At 75.7% G+C, this 19,175-nt stretch carries 12 protein-coding genes; 5 read left to right on the top strand and 7 right to left on the bottom strand.

Features of this window, described 5'->3' with window-relative positions; translation table 11 throughout:
- Window positions 1–33: 33 nt before the first annotated feature.
- From AC2A1K_RS01580 to AC2A1K_RS01565, 4 genes are read left to right on the top strand one after another with little or no spacing between them, the layout of a single operon-like run.
- Window positions 34–1,266 carry an isochorismate synthase gene (locus tag AC2A1K_RS01580; RefSeq protein WP_483894549.1) on the top strand — a complete coding sequence of 411 codons (1,233 nt, stop codon included), beginning with the start codon at window positions 34–36 and terminating at the stop codon, window positions 1,264–1,266.
- Window positions 1,263–2,993: a (2,3-dihydroxybenzoyl)adenylate synthase gene (locus AC2A1K_RS01575; RefSeq protein WP_483894548.1), complete on the top strand. Its 1,731-nt coding sequence runs from the start codon at window positions 1,263–1,265 to the stop codon at window positions 2,991–2,993. The genes AC2A1K_RS01580 and AC2A1K_RS01575 overlap by 4 nt, the downstream gene beginning before the upstream one ends.
- On the top strand, window positions 2,990–3,661 hold the full coding sequence (locus tag AC2A1K_RS01570; protein ID WP_483894547.1) for an isochorismatase family protein: 672 nt from the start codon (window positions 2,990–2,992) through the stop codon (window positions 3,659–3,661). Before AC2A1K_RS01575 ends, AC2A1K_RS01570 begins: the two co-directional genes overlap by 4 nt.
- Window positions 3,658–6,306 carry a condensation domain-containing protein gene (locus AC2A1K_RS01565; RefSeq protein WP_483894546.1) on the top strand — a complete coding sequence of 883 codons (2,649 nt, stop codon included), beginning with the start codon at window positions 3,658–3,660 and terminating at the stop codon, window positions 6,304–6,306. The genes AC2A1K_RS01570 and AC2A1K_RS01565 overlap by 4 nt, the downstream gene beginning before the upstream one ends.
- Window positions 6,307–6,394: 88 nt before the next feature.
- Here AC2A1K_RS01565 and AC2A1K_RS01560 read toward each other — a convergent pair whose 3' ends face one another.
- The 7 genes from AC2A1K_RS01560 to AC2A1K_RS01530 are packed head-to-tail and all read right to left on the bottom strand — an operon-like array spanning window position 6,395 to window position 11,881.
- Window positions 6,395–6,634: an MbtH family protein gene (locus tag AC2A1K_RS01560; RefSeq protein ID WP_483894545.1), complete on the bottom strand. Its 240-nt coding sequence runs from the start codon at window positions 6,632–6,634 to the stop codon at window positions 6,395–6,397.
- Window positions 6,635–6,638: 4 nt separating this feature from the next.
- On the bottom strand, window positions 6,639–6,887 hold the full coding sequence (locus tag AC2A1K_RS01555; RefSeq protein ID WP_483894544.1) for a phosphopantetheine-binding protein: 249 nt from the start codon (window positions 6,885–6,887) through the stop codon (window positions 6,639–6,641).
- 30 nt (window positions 6,888–6,917) lie between these two features.
- Window positions 6,918–7,799 carry an ABC transporter ATP-binding protein gene (locus AC2A1K_RS01550; RefSeq protein ID WP_483894543.1) on the bottom strand — a complete coding sequence of 294 codons (882 nt, stop codon included), beginning with the start codon at window positions 7,797–7,799 and terminating at the stop codon, window positions 6,918–6,920.
- 7 nt (window positions 7,800–7,806) lie between these two features.
- Window positions 7,807–8,856, bottom strand: coding sequence for a FecCD family ABC transporter permease (locus tag AC2A1K_RS01545; RefSeq protein WP_483894542.1), 1,050 nt, complete (start codon window positions 8,854–8,856; stop codon window positions 7,807–7,809).
- Window positions 8,853–9,902 (bottom strand): FecCD family ABC transporter permease, encoded by a 1,050-nt coding sequence (locus tag AC2A1K_RS01540; protein ID WP_483894541.1) that lies wholly within the window; start codon window positions 9,900–9,902, stop codon window positions 8,853–8,855. Before AC2A1K_RS01540 ends, AC2A1K_RS01545 begins: the two co-directional genes overlap by 4 nt.
- The gene (locus AC2A1K_RS01535) at window positions 9,899–10,837 is read right to left on the bottom strand and encodes a methionyl-tRNA formyltransferase (RefSeq protein WP_483894540.1); all 939 of its coding nucleotides are present in this window, start codon (window positions 10,835–10,837) and stop codon (window positions 9,899–9,901) included. The genes AC2A1K_RS01540 and AC2A1K_RS01535 overlap by 4 nt, the downstream gene beginning before the upstream one ends.
- A gap of 27 nt (window positions 10,838–10,864) precedes the next feature.
- A complete protein-coding gene (locus AC2A1K_RS01530) occupies window positions 10,865–11,881 on the bottom strand; it encodes an ABC transporter substrate-binding protein (protein WP_483894539.1) in 1,017 nt (338 codons plus the stop codon).
- A gap of 253 nt (window positions 11,882–12,134) precedes the next feature.
- Between AC2A1K_RS01530 and AC2A1K_RS01525 the strand changes: the two genes are divergently transcribed.
- Window positions 12,135–19,175: an amino acid adenylation domain-containing protein gene (locus AC2A1K_RS01525; protein WP_483894538.1), complete on the top strand. Its 7,041-nt coding sequence runs from the start codon at window positions 12,135–12,137 to the stop codon at window positions 19,173–19,175.

Genomic DNA, 19,175 nt, shown 5'->3' with positions numbered 1-19,175 from the left:
GACCACCCCGCCCCGCAGTGTGAGAGGACACCCATGACCAGCATCCCGACCAGCGCCGGTCCGGATCCCGACGTGTCGGTCGACGTCCCGCCCGGCCCGGGCTCCGGCCCGGGCGCCTTCCTCTTCTCGACCCGCGAGATGACGCTGCGCACGACCGGGGTGCGGACCCGCGTGCCGGGCGCCGCGCCGGGCTCGGTCGGCGCCATCGCCGCCGCGACGCTCGCCGCCGAGCGCACGGCCGGCAACCCCGACCCGCTCGTGGTGGGCGCGGTCGGGTTCGCGCACGGCGAGGCCCGCCTCGTCGTCCCCGCGCGCGTCCACCGCACGCCCACCGTGGCCCGCGACGAGGGTGACGCGCCGCCGGTCCCGCCGCTGGTGGCGCCGCCGTCGGCGCCCGCGTCGGTCGGCACCCGGTGGGACTTCCGCGCCGAGCCGCCCCCGCCCCGGTACGCGGCGGCCGTGACCCGCGCGCTGGAGATGATCGCCGAGGGCGACGTCGAGAAGGTCGTGCTGGCCCGCGCGGCGACGCTGACCGCGCCCGAGCCGCTCGACGTCGCGGCGGTGCTGGAGCGCCTCGCCGCCCGCAGCCCCTCCGGGTACGTGTTCGCCGCGGACGTCACCGACCCGGAGGTGGACGGCTGCCGCACCCTGCTCGGCAACAGCCCCGAGCTGCTCGCGGCCCGCCGGGGGAACGTCGTCGTGTCGCATCCGCTCGCCGGGACCGCCCCGCGCAGCCCGGACCCCGAGGAGGACGCCCGCCGCGGGGAGATCCTCGCGCGGTCGACGAAGGACCTGCGCGAGCACACGCTGGTGGTCGACCGCGTCGCCGAGCGCCTGGAGCCGTTCTGCACCTCGCTCGACGTCCCCTCCTCGCCGAGCGTCACCCGGACCGCGTCGCTGTGGCACCTCGGCACCCGCATCGAGGGCGAGCTCCGCGACCCCGCGCCGACGTCGCTGCAGCTCGCCGAGGCACTGCACCCGACGCCCGCGGTGTGCGGGGAGCCGACCGACGCGGCACGCGCGGCCATCGAGGAGCTCGAGGAGTTCCCCCGCGGCTTCTACACCGGGCTGGTCGGGTGGTGCGACGCCGCCGGCGACGGCGAGTGGGCGGTCACCATCCGCTGCGCCGAGGTCGCCGGGCGCGCCGTGCGCGTGTACGCGGGGGCGGGCGTCGTCGAGGGCTCGCGTCCGGAGGCCGAGCTCGCCGAGACCGCCGCCAAGTTCCGCACGCTGCTCACGGCGCTGGGGCTGGAGGCCACCCCGTGAGACGGGCCAGGGGTGTGGTGGCCGAGGGCGTCGTCCCGTACCCCGCCGAGTTCGCCGAGCGCTACCGCGCGGTGGGGTACTGGACCGGGCAGACGTTCCCCGACCTGCTCGACACCGCCGTCGCCGAGCACGGCGGGCGGACCGCGGTGGTCGGCACCGGCCCGTCGGGCGCGCAGCGCTGGACCTACGCCGAGCTCGACGCCCGGGCCCGCGGTCTCGCCGCCGGTCTGGCCGAGCTCGGCGTGGCACCCGGCGACCGGGTCGTGGTGTGGCTGCCGAACGTCCCCGAGTACCTGGAGACGATCTTCGCGCTGTTCCGGCTCGGCGCCCTGCCGGTGTTCGCGCTGCCCGCGCACCGCGGCAGCGAGATCCGCTACTTCGCCGAGCACGCCGAGGCGGTCGCGATCGTGACCGTCGCCCGGCACGACCGGTTCGACCACGCCGCGGCGGCCGCCGAGGTGGCCGCCGCCGTGCCGAGCGTGGGGCACGTCGTCGTCGCGGCGCCGGCCCGGAGCGATGGGGAGGACACCGGGCTGCCGGGCGGCGCGCTCCCGCTCTCGGCGCTGCGCCGCACCCCGCGCGACGCGCTGCCCGGCGACGACGTGGACCCGTCGTCGGTCGCGTTCCTGCAGCTCAGCGGCGGGACGACCGGCCTGCCGAAGCTGATCCCGCGCACCCACGACGACTACCTCTACAGCGTGCGGGCCAGCGCGGACATCTGCGGCCTGTCGTCGGAGACGATCTACCTCGCCGCCCTGCCGGCGGCGCACAACTTCACGATGAGCTCGCCGGGCCTGCTCGGCGTGGTCCACGCGGGCGGGACCGCGGTGCTCGCGCCGTCGCCGGACGCCGACACGTGCTTCGGGCTGATCTCCTCCGAGCGGGTCACGCTGGCCGCCCTGGTACCGCCGCTGGCGGCGGCGTGGGTGCAGGCGGCCTCGAGCACGACCCAGGACCTCTCGAGCCTCGCGACGCTGCAGGTCGGCGGGGCCAAGTGCGCGGCCGAGCTCGCGCGCCGCATCCCCGTGGCGCTGGGCGCCCGCCTGCAGCAGGTGTTCGGCATGGCCGAGGGGCTCGTCAACTACACCCGCGACGACGACCCCGACGACGTCGTCGAGCAGACCCAGGGCCGCCCGATCTCCCCGGACGACGAGATCCGCGTGGTCGACCCCGCCGACCCCGACGAGCACGAGGTCGCGCCCGGCGAGGTCGGGGCGCTGCTCACCCGCGGTCCCTACACGATCCGCGGCTACTACCGCGCCGCGGAGCACAACGCGACGGCCTTCACCGAGGACGGTTTCTACCGCACCGGCGACCTCGTCCGGATCACCGAGCGCGGCGACATCGTCGTCACGGGCCGGGTGAAGGAGCAGATCAACCGGGGCGGCGAGAAGATCGCGGCCGAGGAGGTCGAGAACCACCTCCTGGCGCACCCCGACGTCGTCGACGCGGCGATCGTCGGTGTCCCGGACGACTTCCTCGGCGAGCGCACCCACGCCTACGTCATCCCGGTGCCCGACCGGGACGCGCCGCGCCCGGGCGCCCTGCGCCGCTTCGTGCGCGAGCGCGGCGTGGCGGCCTACAAGGTGCCCGACACCGTCGAGGTCGTCGACGCCTTCCCCGTCACCGGTGTGGGCAAGACCAGCCGCCGCGCGCTGCGCACGGCGCTGGCCGCGCGAGCCACCGAGAACCAGGCCGAGCAGGCAGAGAAGGAGAGCCCGTCGTGAGCATTCCGTCGATCGCGCCCTACCCGATGCCGCGGTCGCACGAGCTGCCGTCCAGCGGCCCCGACTGGTCGCCGGACCCCACGCGGGCGGTCCTGCTCGTGCACGACATGCAGCGCTACTTCCTGGCCCCGTTCACGCGGGACCAGGAGCCGGTGAGCGTCTGCATCCAGAACATCGCGACGCTGACGGCCCGTGCCCGCGGGCTGGGCGTGCCCGTGGTCTACACCGCGCAGCCGGGGGAGCAGCCGCCCGCCGACCGCGGCCTGCTCGACGACTTCTGGGGCCGCGGCCCGGCCGCCGCCTACCTCGAGGATCCGGGCGTCGTGGCGATCGTCGACGAGCTCGCCCCGGAGCCCGGCGACGAGGTGCTGACGAAATGGCGCTACAGCGCGTTCCAGCGCAGCTCGCTGCAGGACCTGCTGGCCGAGGCCGGGCGCGACCAGCTGCTGATCACCGGGATCTACGCGCACATCGGGTGCATGGTCACCGCGGTGGAGGCGTTCATGCGCGACGTCCAGCCGTTCCTCCTGGCCGACGCGCTCGCCGACTTCTCGCGCGCCCACCACGAGCAGGCGCTGACCTGGACCGCCCAGCGCTGCGGGGTCGTGCTCCCGACCGACGCGGTGCTCGGGGCGTTCGACCACGCGGCGCGACGGGCGCCGGCGTGACGATCGACCTGCCCCTCACCGGGGCGCAGGAAGGTATCTGGTTCGCCCACCAGCTCGACCCGGCCAACCCGATCTACACCACCGGCGCGCGGGTCGACATCACCGGCCCGCTCGCGGGCGAGGTGCTCGCCGCGGCGATCCACGATGCGGTCGAGGAGACCGAGGCGCTGCACGTGCGGTTCCTCGTCCGCCACGGGCGGCCGCGCCAGGTCCCGCTGGCCCCGGACGAGCGGGCCGCGTGGGCCGTGGAGCGGGTGGACCTGCGCGACGAGCCCGACCCGGAGACGGCGGCGCAGGCGTGGATCGAGCAGGCCCTGGGCGCACCGTCGGACCTGGACGACGGGCCGCGTTTCTCCCACGCCCTGCTGCGCCTGGACGAGGGCCACCACGTGTGGTTCCACCGTTACCACCAGGTGGTGATGGACGCGTACGGCTTCTCCCTGATCGCCCGGCGCGTCGCGACGCTCTACGGGGCGCGCCTCGCGGTCGACGCGGCGCCGCCGTCGCGGGCCGGGACCCTGCCCGAGCTGGTGGCCGCCGACGCCGAGGCCCGGCAGAAGGCGGTCGACGACGACCGCGCGTTCTGGACCGAGCGCTTCCCGGGGCCGCCGGAGCCCGCCACCCTCGCCGGACGCACGCGCCGCGTGACCCGCACGCGGCTGCGCCGCAGCAGCACCCTGCCACCCGAGGTCGTCGTGCGGATGGAGGCCGCGGCCGACCGGGGCACGGGGCACTGGCCGGAGATGGTGCTGGCCGGCGTCGCGCTCTACCTCCACCGGCTCGCGGTCGGGCGGGGCGCCCCGGACGTCGTGCTCGGGGTGCCGATGATGGGACGGCTCGGCACGCCGGGCGCGCCCGCGGCCCGGACGCCGGGGATGCTCGTCAACATCGTGCCGCTGCGCGTGGCGCCACGGCCGAGGGCCACGGTGCGCGAGCTCGTCGCCGAGGTCGTCGTCGAACTGGCCGCCGTGCGCGCGCACCAGCACTACCGGTTCGAGGACCTGCGCCGCGACCTGCGGCTCGACGCCGCCGACGGCACCCGCGGGGAGGCCGCGCTGGTCGGCCCGTGGGTCAACGTGCGGCCCCCGGATCTGCTGCGCTTCGGTGCGCGGACCACCGGTGTCACGCGCCCCGTCTCGGGCGGACCGGTGCACGACGTCGCCGTCCACGTCCAGCGGCTCCCCGACGGCGGGCTCGCTCTCGACGTGGACGCCAACCCGGAGACCTACGACGTCGCCGCCCTCGAGAGCCACCAGGCCCACCTCGACGGGCTGCTGCGCTCGCTGACCGAGGCCGCGCCCGACACGCCCCTGGCCGCCGTGCCGCTGCTCGACGCCGAGGAGCGCGCGGCGGTCGTCGCTGCGGGCCGGGGAGCGCCCGCCCCGGTCCGCGACCTGGCTTCCCTGCTCGGGCCGGTGGACGGCCTGGCGACGCGCGTGCGCGAGGCGGGCGCCGGTCCCGGGACCACCGTGGCCCTCGCCCTGCCGGCCGGTGCCGAGCGCGACGCCGCGGCGCGGGCCGTCCTGCACGCGGGCGCGTGCGTGCTGCCGGTCGACGTCGACGCCCCGCCGGCCCGGTCGGCGTCGTTGCTCGCCGAGGCGGCCCCGGTGCTCGGTCTGGTGAGCGCGGCGACGCGCGACGTGCTCCCCGCGGGTCTGGCGACGCTGGACGTGGGGGAGCCGCTTCCCGAGGCGTCGCTGCGACCGGAGGCCGACGACGCCCATCCGGCGCTCGTCGTGCCCGTCGCGGCGGGACAGGGCCGACCGGTCGGGCTCGTGGTGTCGCGGGCGGCGCTGCGGGGGGCGCTCGGCCTGTCGTGGGACGGCTCCTGGCTCGCCCCGGACGGGCGTCCGCGGCCGGGGATCACGACGCGTGTGCTCGACCGGGCGTTGCAGGACGTGCCGAACGGCGCGGCGGGGGAGCTCTACGTCGGGGGCGCGGGGCTCCCGGAACGCTACGCGGGGCTCCCCGGGCTGACCGCCGCCCGGATCGTCGCCGACCCGACGGGCGTGCCGGGGGCGCGCATGACGCGCACGGGCGAGCTCGTGCGCCGCGACCACGACGGCACGCTGCACCCGCTCGGGCGCGTCGACGGGCTGCTCACCGTGGGCGGTCGGGTCGTCGAGCCCGGCGAGGTCGAGGCGGCGCTCGAGGCCCTCGACGGCGTCGCGGCGGCCGCGGTGTCGGTGCGCGACGACCGGCTGGTGGCCCACGTCCTCGGCGAGGCGCCCGCGGACGTCCGGAACCGCCTCGCCGCGGTCCTCCCCGCGGTGCTCGTGCCCGCGGACGTCGTGGTCGTCGACGCCTTCCCGCGCACGGCCGACGGGCGCGTGGACCCGGCGCGCCTGCCCGCCCCGACCCCGCGCACCGAGCCGGAGGACCGCACGCAGGGGCGGCTCTGCGCGATCGTCGCCGAGGTCCTGGGTCTCGACGCGGTGGGTCCCGACGACGACTTCTTCGCCCTCGGCGGGCATTCGCTGCTGGCCATGGTGCTGATGTCGCGCGTCGGCGAGGAGCTCGGCGTGACCCCGTCCGTGCGCGACGTCTTCGATGCGCCCACCCCGGCCCGCCTCGCCGACCTACTGGCGGCGCGCCTCACCCCGGCCCGGGACCTGCGCGCCGCCGAGCCCGTCCGCGCGACCTGACCGGCGCGGGGCGGCGCGTCGGAGCATTACTGGCTGGTATCGCTCGCCCAGCGAGCGATACCAGCCAGTAACCGCAGGTCGGGTGAGGTCAGCCGGCGGCGTCCATGCGCTCCACGAGGCTGCGCGGGCGCATGTCGGTCCAGTGCTGTTCCACGTACTCGAGCGCGGCGGCGCGGTCGGCGCCGGGCTCGCCGTCGGTTCCCTCGGCACCGAACACCACCGTCCAGCCGGCGGGGACGTCGGCGAACACGGGCCAGAGGCTGTGCTGGCCCTCGGAGTTCACGAGGACGAGAAAACGGCCGTCGGGATCGTCGAAGGGATTCGTCATCGGATCACGCTCCGTTGAACAGGCGGCTCCAGGCCGCGACGGTGGGTTCCTCGGCGAGGTCGACGAAACCGATCTCGGAGCCGGTCTCGGCGCGCCACTGCTCCACGAGGCTCATGAGCCGGATCGAGTCGAGGCCGAGGTCCATGAGGTCGTCGTCGTCGCCGACGTCCTCGGGTGCCTCGCCCAGGGCCGCCGCGATGTCGGCCCGGATCCGGTCACGGTCGAGGCTCACCGCCTCCGCCGGTTCCGCCATGGCTGGTTCCTTTCTCGTCGAGCGTGCTGGTCAGGAAGGGTCGGGCGCCAGGGGCTCGTGCTCGGCGTCACCCACGGCGTCACCGGCAGCGACCTCGGACCGCCGCCGGCGCCGCCGGACGGGCACGCACATCGGCGTGTGCTCCTCCGGATCGGGCACGATCCGCACGTCGAGCCCGAACACCGTGCGCACCATGTCCGCGTCGACGATCTCGGCGGGCGGCCCCTGGGCGTGGATGCGTCCCCGGTGCATGGCGACGAGGTGGTCGGCGTAGCGCGCCGCCTGGTTGAGGTCGTGCAGCACCATCACCACGGTGCGGCCCTGGTCGCGGTTGAGGTCGGCGAGCAGGTCGAGCACCTCGACCTGGTGGGCCATGTCCAGGAAGGTCGTGGGCTCGTCGAGCAGCAGGGTCTCGGTGTCCTGCGCCAGCGCCATCGCGATCCACGCGCGCTGCCGCTGGCCCCCGGAGAGCTGGTCGAGCGCGCGGCGGCGCAGCCCGACCGTGTCGGTGACCTCGAGAGCCCACTCGATGTGGTCCTGGTCGTCGCGGGAGAACTGCTGCAGCCACGACTGGTGCGGGTAGCGGCCGCGCGCGACGAGGTCCTCCACCGTCAGCCCCTCCGGCGCCGCGGGGGACTGCGGCAGCAGGCCGAGCCGCCGGGCGATCTCGCGCGTCCCGAGCTTCGCGAGCTCGGCGCCGTCGAGGAGCACCGCCCCGGAGCGCGGCGCGAGCAGGCGCGCCAGCCCGCGCAGCAGCGTCGACTTGCCGCACGCGTTGGCGCCGACGATCGCGGTGATCGCCCCGGGAGGCAGCTCGAGGGAGAGGTCGGCGACGACCGGGTCGCCGCCGTAGCCCAGGGTCAGCTCACGAGCGTGCAGACCCGACGCTCCGCTCCGCGTCTCCTCGCTCACGTCGACCTCAGCCTCCTCGGACCGGACGGTTGGCGCGCCGGAGCAGATACAGGAAGAAGGGCGCGCCGACGACGGCGGTGACGACACCGACGGGCAGCTCGAGCGGGGCGAGGACGAGCCGGGCGACGAGGTCGCACACCATCACCAGCACCCCGCCGACGAGCGCGGCCGCGGGGAGCACGGCCGCGCCGGTCAGCCCGGACAGGCGCCGGGCGATGTGCGGGGCGATGAACGCGACGAACCCGATCGGCCCCGACGCGGCCACCGCGAACGCCGCCAGCGCCGCCGCCACGACCACCAGGCCGAGGCGGGCGCGCTGCACCGGCACGCCCAGGGCGACCGCCGACTCCTCGCCCAGCGAGAGGGCGTCGAGGGCGCGGGTCAGGGCGGCGGTGGCCGGGAAGAGCACGAGCAGCCCCAGCCCCAGCGGCCACAGCTCGTCCCAGGTGGCCCCGTTGAGGCTGCCGATCAGCCACACCGCGGCGCGCTGGACGTCGATGAGCTCGCCGACCACCAGGAGGTACTGCGTGCCGGCCGTCGTCGCGGCGGCCAGCGCGATGCCGACCAGGACCAGCCGGTACGGGGAGAGCCCGCCGCGCCAGGCCAGCGCGTAGACCAGCGTCGCCGACGCGACCGCGCCGACGAACGCGCCCACGGGCAGCAGGGCGGGCGGCGCGCCGAGGATGAGGATCGCGACGCCGGTCAGGCTCGCGCCGCCGGTCACGCCGATGATGTCGGGAGCCGCGAGCGGGTTGCGCACCAGCGTCTGGAAGATCAGCCCGGACACCCCGAGCGCCATGCCGCAGCCCAGCCCGACCAGCGCCCGCGGCAGCCGGAGCCCGACGATGATGAACTCGTCGGTCCGCGAGCCCGCCCCGACCAGGGTCGCGGCGACGTCGCCGAGCGGGATCGCGAACTCCCCGAGGCTCACCGACAGCGCGGTGGCGACGATCCCGATGACGACTGCCCCGGCGCACACCGCGAGCAGGCGGAGATCGACCAGCCGCGAGAAGCCGCGCGAGCGCACGGGCACCCGGCGCGTCACGGTGCCCGTCACAGCTGCACCAACTTCCCGCGGCGCACCAGCCAGATGAACACCGGCGCGCCGATGACGGCCATGACGATCCCGACCTGCAGCTCGCCCGGCGACACGAGGACCCGGCCGAGCACGTCGGCGACCAGGAGCAGGATCGGGCCCATGACCAGCGCGTACGGCACGATCCACCGGTAGTCGGGCCCGACGAGGGCCCGGGCCGCGTGCGGCACGACCAGGCCGACGAACCCGATCGGTCCCGCGACCGCGACGGCGCCGCCCGCGCAGCAGACGACCGCGAGCGCGGCGAGCGCCCGGGAGAGCGCCACGCGCTGGCCCAGCGAGCGCGCCACGTCCTCGCCGAGGGCCAACGCGTTGAGCACCCGGCCGGAGGCGAGGGCGAGCAGCAGGCCCCCGAGGATGAACGGCCCGGCGCCGGCGAGCATCCCGAGGTCGCGCCCGGACAGCGAACCCACCACCCAGAACCGGAACGCGTCCAGGGTGCCGGCGTCGAGCAGGGCCATCGCCGAGATCAGTGCCATCAGCAGTGCGGTCACCGCCGCGCCCGCCAGGGCCAGGGTCACGGGGCTCGCCGCGGCCCGGCCCGACGCCCCGAGGGCGTAGACGACCACCGCGGCCACGCCCGCCCCGACCAGGGCGAACCACACGTAGCCGGTGACGGCCGTGATGCCGAGGACGTAGATCGCGGTCACCACCGCGAACGCGGCCCCGGCCTCGATGCCCAGGATTCCGGGGTCGGCCAGCGGGTTGCGGGTGACGCCCTGGATCACCGTGCCGGCCGCCGCCAGCGCCGCGCCGGCGGCGATCCCGATCAGCGTGCGGGGCAGCCGCAGCTCCCGGACGGCGACGTGCGCGTCGGTGCCGGCCCAGTCGGTGAACGCGCTGATCACCTGGGCCGGCGAGACCGGCAGCGCGCCCACCGCGAGTGACAGCAGGACCGCCACGACGAGCAGCGCCAGCCCGACCAGCAGGCCCGCCGCACGGGCGGTCCCTCCGGCCAGGGGCGGCGCGCCGCGCTCCGCGGCGGCCGGTGCTGCCGTGCTGGTCATTCGAGGTAGTCGCCCATGCGACGGAAGTAGTCGCCGGCGACGTGCTCGGTCCCGTCGGAGTCGAGGACCCGTTGCAGCACCAGACCGTGCTGCCCGCCGCGCCACGACTCCGGACCGGCGACGACGATCACGCCGCGGCCCTCGCGGGCGAACACCCGCCCGTGCGTGCCACCGGCCTTCTCCCGCGACACCGACGCCTCGAGCACCCGCAGCCGGCGCCCCTCGTGGAGGCACCAGGCGTTGGGGTACGGCCCGGTCTGGGCGCGCACGAGGTTGACGAGGTCCCGCGCCGACCGGTCCCAGTGGATCCTGTTGTCCGGATCGGCGCGCTTGTGGAAGAAGGACGCGTGCTCCGGGTCCTGGTGCAGCCAGTCGTGCGGACCGTGCTCGATGCGGTCGAACGCGTCGAGCGAGAGCGGCCCGAACAGCTCCACGGTGCGGTGGAACAGGTCCTCGGTGGTGTCGGTCGGCGTCACGGGCACCGTGCGCTGGGTGATGATGTCGCCGCGGTCGAGATCGGCGTCCATCCAGTGCGCGGTGACGCCGACCTGGCTCTCACCGTTGATCAGCGCCCAGTTCAGCGGCGAGAAGCCCGCGTACTTCGGCAGCAGCGAGTCGTGGGTGTTCACCGTGCCGCGCTCCGGCGCCGAGAAGACCTCCGGGCTGATCCAGGTCCGCCAGTTGCAGGCCAGCCCGATCTCGGCGCCGGACTCCTTGATCGTGGTGACCAGCTCGTCGTCGACCGCCTTGTCGCGGTAGACGACGGGGATGCCGTGCCCGCGGGCCAGATCGCCCATCGACTCGGAGAAGATCGCGGGCGCCCACTCGCCCTCCTCGGGGTGGCTGATCGTCAGCACCACCTCGTGGCGGGACTCGAGCAGCGCGGCCAGCAGCCGCGCTCCCCACTTCTGGTAGCCGAACAGGACGACGCGCATCGGGATCCTTCCTCCTCGCAGCGGTGCTCAGCGGAACAGGGTCGCGAAGGTGTCGAGCGTGCTCATCGCCCCTCGGTAGTCCGGACGGAAGCTCGTCGAGGGCACCTCGTCGGCGTTGCCGCTCGCGACCGCCGGCAGGCGCGCGTAGACGGGGTTGGTCCGCAGCTGGTCGAGCGGGACCTGCCCGATCGGCAGGAAGATCGCGGTGGGCGCGTCGGCGACCTGGGGGAGGAGCTCCTGGCTGACCTCGAACGAGTCGCCGGTGCCGAACAGCGGCGGGTTGTTCGCCTTGCGGATGACGTCGTCGGGTGTGAAGCCGAGGTCGGTCGCGATCCGCGGCAGGGCCGCGGTCGGCGTCACGACGTAGGACTTGCCGTCGCGGGCCTGGTAGAGGAAGACCGTCGGCTGCGGGGGCAGGCGCAGTGCACCGCGGACCTGCGCGGCCTTGTCCTGGTAGGCCTGCAGGAGGCCCGGGACGCGGTCGGAGCGGCCGACGACCTCGGCGATCCGCGTGAGCTGGTCCTGCCACTGCGTGAACGCCGGGAGCAGGACCGTCGGCGCGATCTCCTGCAGCTGCGGGTAGGCGTTCGCGGCCTGCGCCGCGGTGAAGCCCTGCCCGCCGCCGATGATCAGGTCGGGACGGGCCGCGGCCACCTGCTCGATCGACAGGCCGGCGCCCTCGCTCGCGAGCCGCTGCGTGCCCTGCTGCTGGGCCTGGGCCGACCAGCTCGGCGGGAAGCCGGAGGCGTCGGCCTGGACGCCCAGGACGCGCGGGTCGGCCGCGACCACCGGCGCCTCGACGGTGAAGAGGTCGCCGGCGAGGCTGCCCGAGAGCACGGCGACGCGCTGCGGAGCGGCGGGGACCTCGATCGGGCCGCGCTCGGACTGCACGGTGCGTGTCTCGCCGCCGCCGGACGCGCCGCCCGGCTCGCCGCCGCCGCAGCCGGCCAGCACCAGGAGTGCGGCCAGCCCGGCGAGCAGCGCCCGCAGGGTGGGCCGTCCGCCCGACGTCGCTCCTCGGACGGCTGCGGCGTCTCTGCCCACAGGGCCCACGGATCCTCCCTCTCGTCGACCAGCCTCGTCGTCGACGGAGGTTAGGGCAGCCTTGCATCAGTGCACCAGCCGGGTGATCGCCCGACGTGGCGTTTCGGGCACCAGGAGTGACCTGGCCGACGCCCCCGTCGCTTGCGTGGGTGTCCCCGAGATGGTGAATTAGGGTTGCCTAACCAGATTCGGCAGTGGGGACGACTCGGGCAGGGGTCGACGATGCCCGTCCCCCGTGGGACGGGAGGACGGGTTGAGCACTGCTGTCCGGGCGCAGGCCGAGCTACTGGAGCTGACCGGTGCCCAGCTGGGCATCTGGAACGCGCAGTGGCTGGAGCCGGACTCGCCGCACTACCTCGTCGGCGACGTCGTCGAGATCGACGGCCGCGAGGTCGTCGACGTCCTCGACGTGGGGGCGCTCGCCGAGTCCGTCCGCCGCACCACCGACGAGGCCGAGACGCTGCGGCTGCGGTTCCACGAGACCCCGTCCGGACCGCGCCAGACACTCACCGACGAGCCCGCCCGTCCGCCCGAGGTGATCGACCTGCGCGGCGATCCCGACCCCGTCGCCGCTGCGCACGCCGCGGTGGCGTCGATCCGGGCGCGGGCCGCCGAGGCCTGCCGCGGGATGGTCGACCGCCGGCTGGACAGCCAGACGCTCCTGCGTCTGTCCGACCGCGCGGTGTGGTGGGTGCAGCTCTACCACCACGTGATCATCGACGGGTATTCGGCGGCCATGATCGCCCGCCGGGCCGCCGCGCACTACACCGCCCTGGTCCGGGGTACCGGGCCGCCGGCGCCCGAGTTCGGCGCGATCGCCGACCTCGTCGGGGCCGACCAGGAGTACCGCACCGGCGAGCGCTACGAGCGCGACCGGGCCTACTGGCGCGACCGGCTCACCCCGCTGCCCGAGCCCACCGGTGCCGCGCGCACCGCGTCCGGGGCCCCCGAGCGCACCGTCGCCGCGTCCGTCGTCGTCGACGCGGACACGGTCGCCCGCCTCCGCGCCTTCGGGGAGCAGACGTCCAGCACCTGGGCGGACGTCCTCATCGCCTGCTTCGCCGCCTTCCTGCACCGCGCGCACGGCGAGTCCGACGTGGTGATCGGTATGCCGCTGATGTGCCGCGTCGGCAAGGCCGCCCTGCGCACGCCGGCGATGGCGGTGAACCTGCTGCCGCTGCGGGTCGCCGTGCGCGGCGACGACCGGCTCGACGCGCTCAGCCGCCGGGTCGCCGAGCGGATGAAGGAGATGCGCTCGCACCAGCGCTTCCGCGGCGCCGACCTGCCGCGCGAGCTGGGCGTGCCCGGGCTCGGCGCCGTGCTCGTCGGCGGGATCAACCTCAAGGCCTTCGACTACACGATCGACTTCGCCGGCTCCGCCGGCGTCATGCGCAACGTGGCGGGCGGCCCGCCCCAGGACTACGAGCTCACCGCGACGCCCACCGCCGACGGCGGGCTGACGCTCGGCTTCGAGGTCGACGACCGTCTCACCGACCAGGCCGGCGTCGAATGGCGGGCCCGGTCGCTGCTGCGGGTGGTCGACTCCCTGACCGCGCCCGCCGCCCCGGCGATCGGCGCGGTCGACCTGATCGGCCCCGACGAGCAGCAGCGGTTGCTGGCGGACTGGTCCGGACCGGCCGCGGACATCCCCGAGGACGTCGCGACGGTGATCGATCGGCTCGGCGGGGGCACGGCCCTGGTCTGCGGCGACGAGCGGCTCACGGGGACCGAGCTCGCCGCACGGGTGCACCGCACCGCGCGGGCGCTGCGGGCGCGGGGGATCGGCACCGACGACGTGGTGGCGGTCGCGCTGCCGCGTGGGGTCGACCTCGTCGTCACGCTGCTCGCGGCGCTCGACGCCGGGGCCGCCTACCTGCCGCTGGACCTGGCGCACCCCGCCGCGCGGCGCCAGGAGCTGATCGACGAGGCCCGCCCGGCCCTGGTGGTCGGCGAGGCCGGGCTCGACGTCGCCGACCTCCGCGCCGAGGCCGACGCCCAGCCGCCCACCGCACCCGAGGCCCGGTCCCTCGCGCCCGACCGGCTCGCCTACGTCATCTTCACCTCCGGCTCGACCGGCAAGCCCAAGGGCGTGCTGGTCCGCGCCGGGGGACTGTCCGGCCTGCTGGCGCATCACCCGGCCACTGCTCCCGAGCTCGCCGACCGGGGTGCCCTGCGCGTGGCGCACACCTACTCGTTCGCCTTCGACGCCTCGGTCGACCAGCTGCTCTGGCTGCTGCACGGCCACGAGCTGCACCTCTACGACGCCGACCTGACCAAGGACGCCGAGGAGCTCCTCGCGGCCTTCGGCGCCGACGGCATCGACGTGGTGGACACGACGCCCTCGATGGCGACGCAGCTCGTGGACCTCGGCCTGCTCACCGGCGCGCGCCCGCCGGCCCTGCTGATCCTCGGCGGCGAGGCCACGCCGCCCGCGCTGTGGCAGCGGGTGGTCGAGTCCGGGGTGGCCGCGCGCAACGTCTACGGGCCGACCGAGGCGTCGGTCGACGCCACCGCCGCGGCGCTGACCCCGGGCGTCCCCACGATCGGCGGACCGCTGCCGGGCACCCGCGTGTACCTGCTCGACGTCGCCCTGCAGCCGGTGCCGCACGGCGCGGTCGGCGAGCTCTACCTGGCCGGACCGCACCTGGCGCGCGGCTACCTGAACCACCCCGGGACCACCGCCGAGCGCTTCCTCGCCGACCCGTTCGGCCCGGCCGGCGAGCGGATGTATCGCACCGGGGACCTGGCGTGCTGGGTGCCGGGCCGCGGGCTCGACTACCTGGGCCGCGGCGACGGCCAGGTGAAGATCCGCGGCTACCGGATCGAGATCGGCGAGGTCGAGGGACAGCTCGCGGCTCTGCCCGGCGTGCGCGCGGCGGCCGCGACGGTGCGGACGGACGCGGGTCGTCCCCAGCTGGTCGGCTACGTGGTGTCGGATCGAGCGCCCGACGAGGTCCGGCGCGCCCTCGCCGACCGCGTGCCCGAGCACATGGTCCCGTCGGTCGTGGTGGTGCTCGACGAGCTGCCGACCACGACCAGCGGCAAGCTCGACCGCCGCGCCCTGCCCGCGCCGCCGTCCGCCCGCTCGGGGCGCGCCCCCGAGACGCCGTCGGAGCGGGCGCTGGCCGCGGTGCTCGCCGACGTCCTGGGCCTCGAGAAGGCGGGTGCTCGAGTCAGCACCGACGACGACTTCGTGGGCCTCGGCGGCGACAGCATCACCGCGATCGCGGTGTGCTCGCGGCTGCGGGCGCACGGTCTCGAGCTGCGGCCGCGCGAGCTGCTCGCGGCGTCGGATCTGGCGTCGCTGGCGTCGCTGGCCCGTCGCGGCGAGGAGGCCGGCGCCGAGGACGAGGCGCTGCCGGACCCAGACGTCGACCCTGACGTCGCCGCTGTCGTCGACCCGGCCGGCGTCGACTTCGACGGCGACATCCGCGAGGCCCTCCCGGCGACGGCGCTGCAGGCCGGGCTCGTGGTGCACAGCCTCGCGCGAGAAGCCGGGGACGCCGAGGTGTACCTCGTGCAGGGCGTCCACCACCTCACCGGCGCCCTCGACCCGGCGCGCCTGCGGGAGGCCGCCGCCGAGCTGCTGCGCCGCAGCCCCGCGCTGCGCAGCGCGCTGACCACCGCCGCGTCCGGCGAGGTCGTCCAGGTCGTGCCCGTGGACGTGGAGCTCGGCTGGTCCTCGGTCGACCTGTCCTCTCTGCCCCCCGAAGAGCAGGAGCGGGCCGTCACCGACGCCGCCCGCGCCGAGAGGGACCGCGACTGGCACCCCGCCCGTCCGCCGCTGATCCGGTTCGCCCTGCTCACGCTGGGCGGGACGGATCACCGGCTGGTCGTCACCAACCACCACGCACTGCTCGACGGCTGGTCGATGCCGCTGGTGTGCCGGACGCTCTTCGCGATCTACGACCAGCTCGGCGGCGGCGCCCCGGCGCCCGTCCTGGCCCCGGTGACCGACTACCTGCGCTGGCTCGCCCGCCAGGACCGCGCGGCGTCGCTCGCGGCGTGGCGCGACCGCCTCGCCGGCGTCGACGAGGGCACCCGGCTCGCGCCGGCGGCCACGGGCGCCGGCCTCGAGCGCCCGGCGCGTCGGCAGACGACGCTCGACCGCGCGCTCTCCGACGACCTGCGGGCCTTCGCCCGGGCCCGGGGCGTCACGCTGGCGACGGTCGTCCAGACCGCGTGGGGCCTGCTGCTCGCGCGGCTCACGGGCCGCCACGACGTCCTGTTCGGCACGCCGGTCTCCGGGCGCTCGGGCCAGGTCGACGGCATCGAGACGATGATCGGCCAGCTCGGCAACACGGTCGTCGTGCGCCTCGCCCACCGCGACGGCGACACCGTCGAGCAGGTGCTGGCGGCGATGCACGAGCAGTCGGTCGCGATGACCGACCACCACCACGTCGGGCTCGCCGAGGTGCACCGGGCGGTCGGGGTGGGCGACCTGTTCGACACGCTGCTGGTCACCGAGAACCTGCCGATGTCCGCGCGGACCGGCGTGGCTCTGGCTCCCGGCGTCCAGCTCGACGGCGTCGACACCGACGACGGCACCCATTACCCGCTCAACGTCGTCGTGCTGCCGGAGCCGTGCATCGTCGTCCGGTTCGGCTACCAGCGGCACGCGTTCGACGACGCCGCCGTGCGCGACATCGGCGACCGACTGTGCGCCCTGCTCCGCGACATGGTCGAGCACCCCGGGCGCGCGGTCTCCCGGCTGCGGCTGCTCGAACCGGAGCAGGAGGCCCTGGTGCTGGCGGCGGGCACCGAGCACGTCGCCGGCCACCGCGTCCGCGGCGGCTGCCTGGAGGAGTTCGCGGCCCAGGTCGCGGCGCGGCCCGACCAGGCTGCCGTCGAATGTCGGGACCGGTCGCTGACCTACGCCGAGCTCGATCGGCGCGCCAACCGCCTCGCCCGCGCCCTGCTGGCCCGCGGCGTGGCGCCGGAGCAGCCGGTCGCCGTGCTGCTGCGCCGCGACGTCGAGATGGTCGTCGCGATCCTCGGGATCTTCAAGGTCGGCGCGGTCTACGTGCCGATGGACCCGGACTACCCCCGCGACCGGTTGGAGTACATGGCGCGCGACGCGCACGCGGTCGCCGCCGTGACCACGAGCGACGTCCCGTTCGACCTGCCGCTCACCGACGTCCCCGTGCTGCAGCTGGACGATCCCGAGCTGGTCGAGGGGGCCGAGGACACCGACCCGGTCGAGGCCCGCCGCGGCCTGACCGACGACGCTCTCGCCTACGTCATCTACACCTCGGGCACCACGGGCCGGCCGAAGGGCGTCGCGGTGAGCCACAGCGGCTTCGCCGGCCTGATCGCGCTGCAGGAGGACGTCGTCGGCGTCGGGCAGGAGCGCTACCTGCACTTCGCGACGACCAGCTTCGACGTCGCGATGTGGCAGACGATGCTGCCGCTGCTCTCGGGCGGGACCTCGGTGATCGCGCCGGAGGAGGTCCGGCTGCCGGGGCCCGAGCTGCTGGACTACGTCACCGAGCACCGGGTCACCGGGATCAACCTGCTGCCGTCGTTCCTGGCCGCGATGCCCGACGACGCCCGGATCGACCCCGACGTCTTCATGGTCGTCGGCGCCGAGCGGCTCGACCCCGCGCTCGCGCGGCGCTGGGGCGACGGTCGCCGGGCGCTCTTCAACGCCTACGGCCCGACCGAGGTCACGATCAACGCGGTGACCTGGCGCTACGAGCCCGCCGAGCCGGCGCTCGACACCGACGAGGGGACGCTGCCGATCGGGCGTCCCGATCCCGACGTGCGTGCCTACGTCCTCGGCCCCGGGCTGCGGCCGGTCGGCGTCGGCATGGTCGGCGAGCTCTACCTCGCCGGGCGCGGCCTGGCGCGCGGCTACCTCAACCTGCCCGGGCAGACCGCCGGGGCGTTCGTCGCCGACCCCTTCGGACCCGCCGGCGAGCGGATGTACCGCACGGGCGACCGTGTGCGCTGGCGCGCCGACGGCCAGCTCGTCTACCTCGGGCGCACCGACGACCAGGTGAAGGTTCGCGGCGTGCGGATCGAGCCCGCCGAGATCGAGGCGGCGCTGGCCCGGCATCCCGCCGTGCGCGCCGGGGTCGTCGACATCCGCGAGGACCGGCCCGGCGAGCGTCGCCTGGTCGGCTACGTGGTCCCCGTCGACGGGGCGGACCTCGACCCGGTGAGGCTGCGGGCGGACCTCGCGGCGGTCCTTCCGACGGCGATGGTGCCGACGGCGATCGTGCCCCTCGATCGCCTGCCCCTGGGCCCCAGCGGGAAGCTCGACCGGGGCGCGCTGCCCGACCCCGGGCACAGCGCGACGCCGTCCCGGACGCCGAGCACACCCGCCGAGTCGGTGCTGCTCGGTGTGCTGCGGGAGGTGCTGGAGAACGACGCGATCGAGCTCGACGACGAGTTCGTCGACGTCGGCGGCGACAGCATCGTCTCCCTCGCACTCGTCTCCCGGGCGCGGCGCCAGGGCGTCGAGCTGTCGGTCCGTGACGTGCTCGAGGGCGGCACCGTCGCGGGGATCGCGGCCCGGGCCACGATCGGGACGTCCGGTGGTCCCGACGCCGACGTGATCGATCTCCCTCGCGCCCACGTCCTGCCGCTGCGCCGCTCCGGCTCCGCGGCGCCGCTGTTCTGCGTCCACCCCGCCGGCGGGTTCGCGACGGTCTTCACCGGGCTGGTGCGCGAGCTGCCCGCCGACCGGCCGGTCATCGGGCTGCAGCTGCCGTCCCTCGACGGAGCGGAGGTGACGGCGACGACGATCGACGAGCTCGCGGCGAGCTACCTCGCGACGATCCGGGAGATCCGGCCCGCGGGCCCGTACCACCTGCTCGGCTACTCGTTCGGCGGCAACGTCGTGCACTCCCTGGCGGCTCTGCTCTCCGCGGCGGGGGAGGAGGTGGCCTTCGCGGGGATGATCGACTCCGGTCCGCTCGCGGCCGAGCGCGCCGACGGGCGGGGTCCGGACGCCGACACCGTCGAGCGCGAGCTGCGTGCCGCCCTGCCGCCGGGGTCCGCGCAGGACGTCCCGGAACTGCTCGCGACGGTGCGCCGGGCGGTCGAACGGACGGTGGCGATCCGGACCGCGTCGCACGCCCCGACCTACGACGGCACCCTCACCCTGTTCGCGGCGACGGAGGGGCCGGAGGGCGCGCAGGGCGACGGCGAGCAGCTCGCCGAGGCCTGGCGCTCGCTCGTGGGCGCCCGGCGCCTCGTCGCCCACCAGGTCGAGGGCGACCACGGGGCGATGGTGTCGCCGCGGGGGTGGGCCGCGATCGGGCCGGTGATCGCGCGGGCGCTGGCGTGA

The organism is Actinomycetospora sp. 2LY8.5 (assembly GCF_057180585.1).
This window is presented reverse-complemented; position numbering and strand designations above follow the sequence as displayed.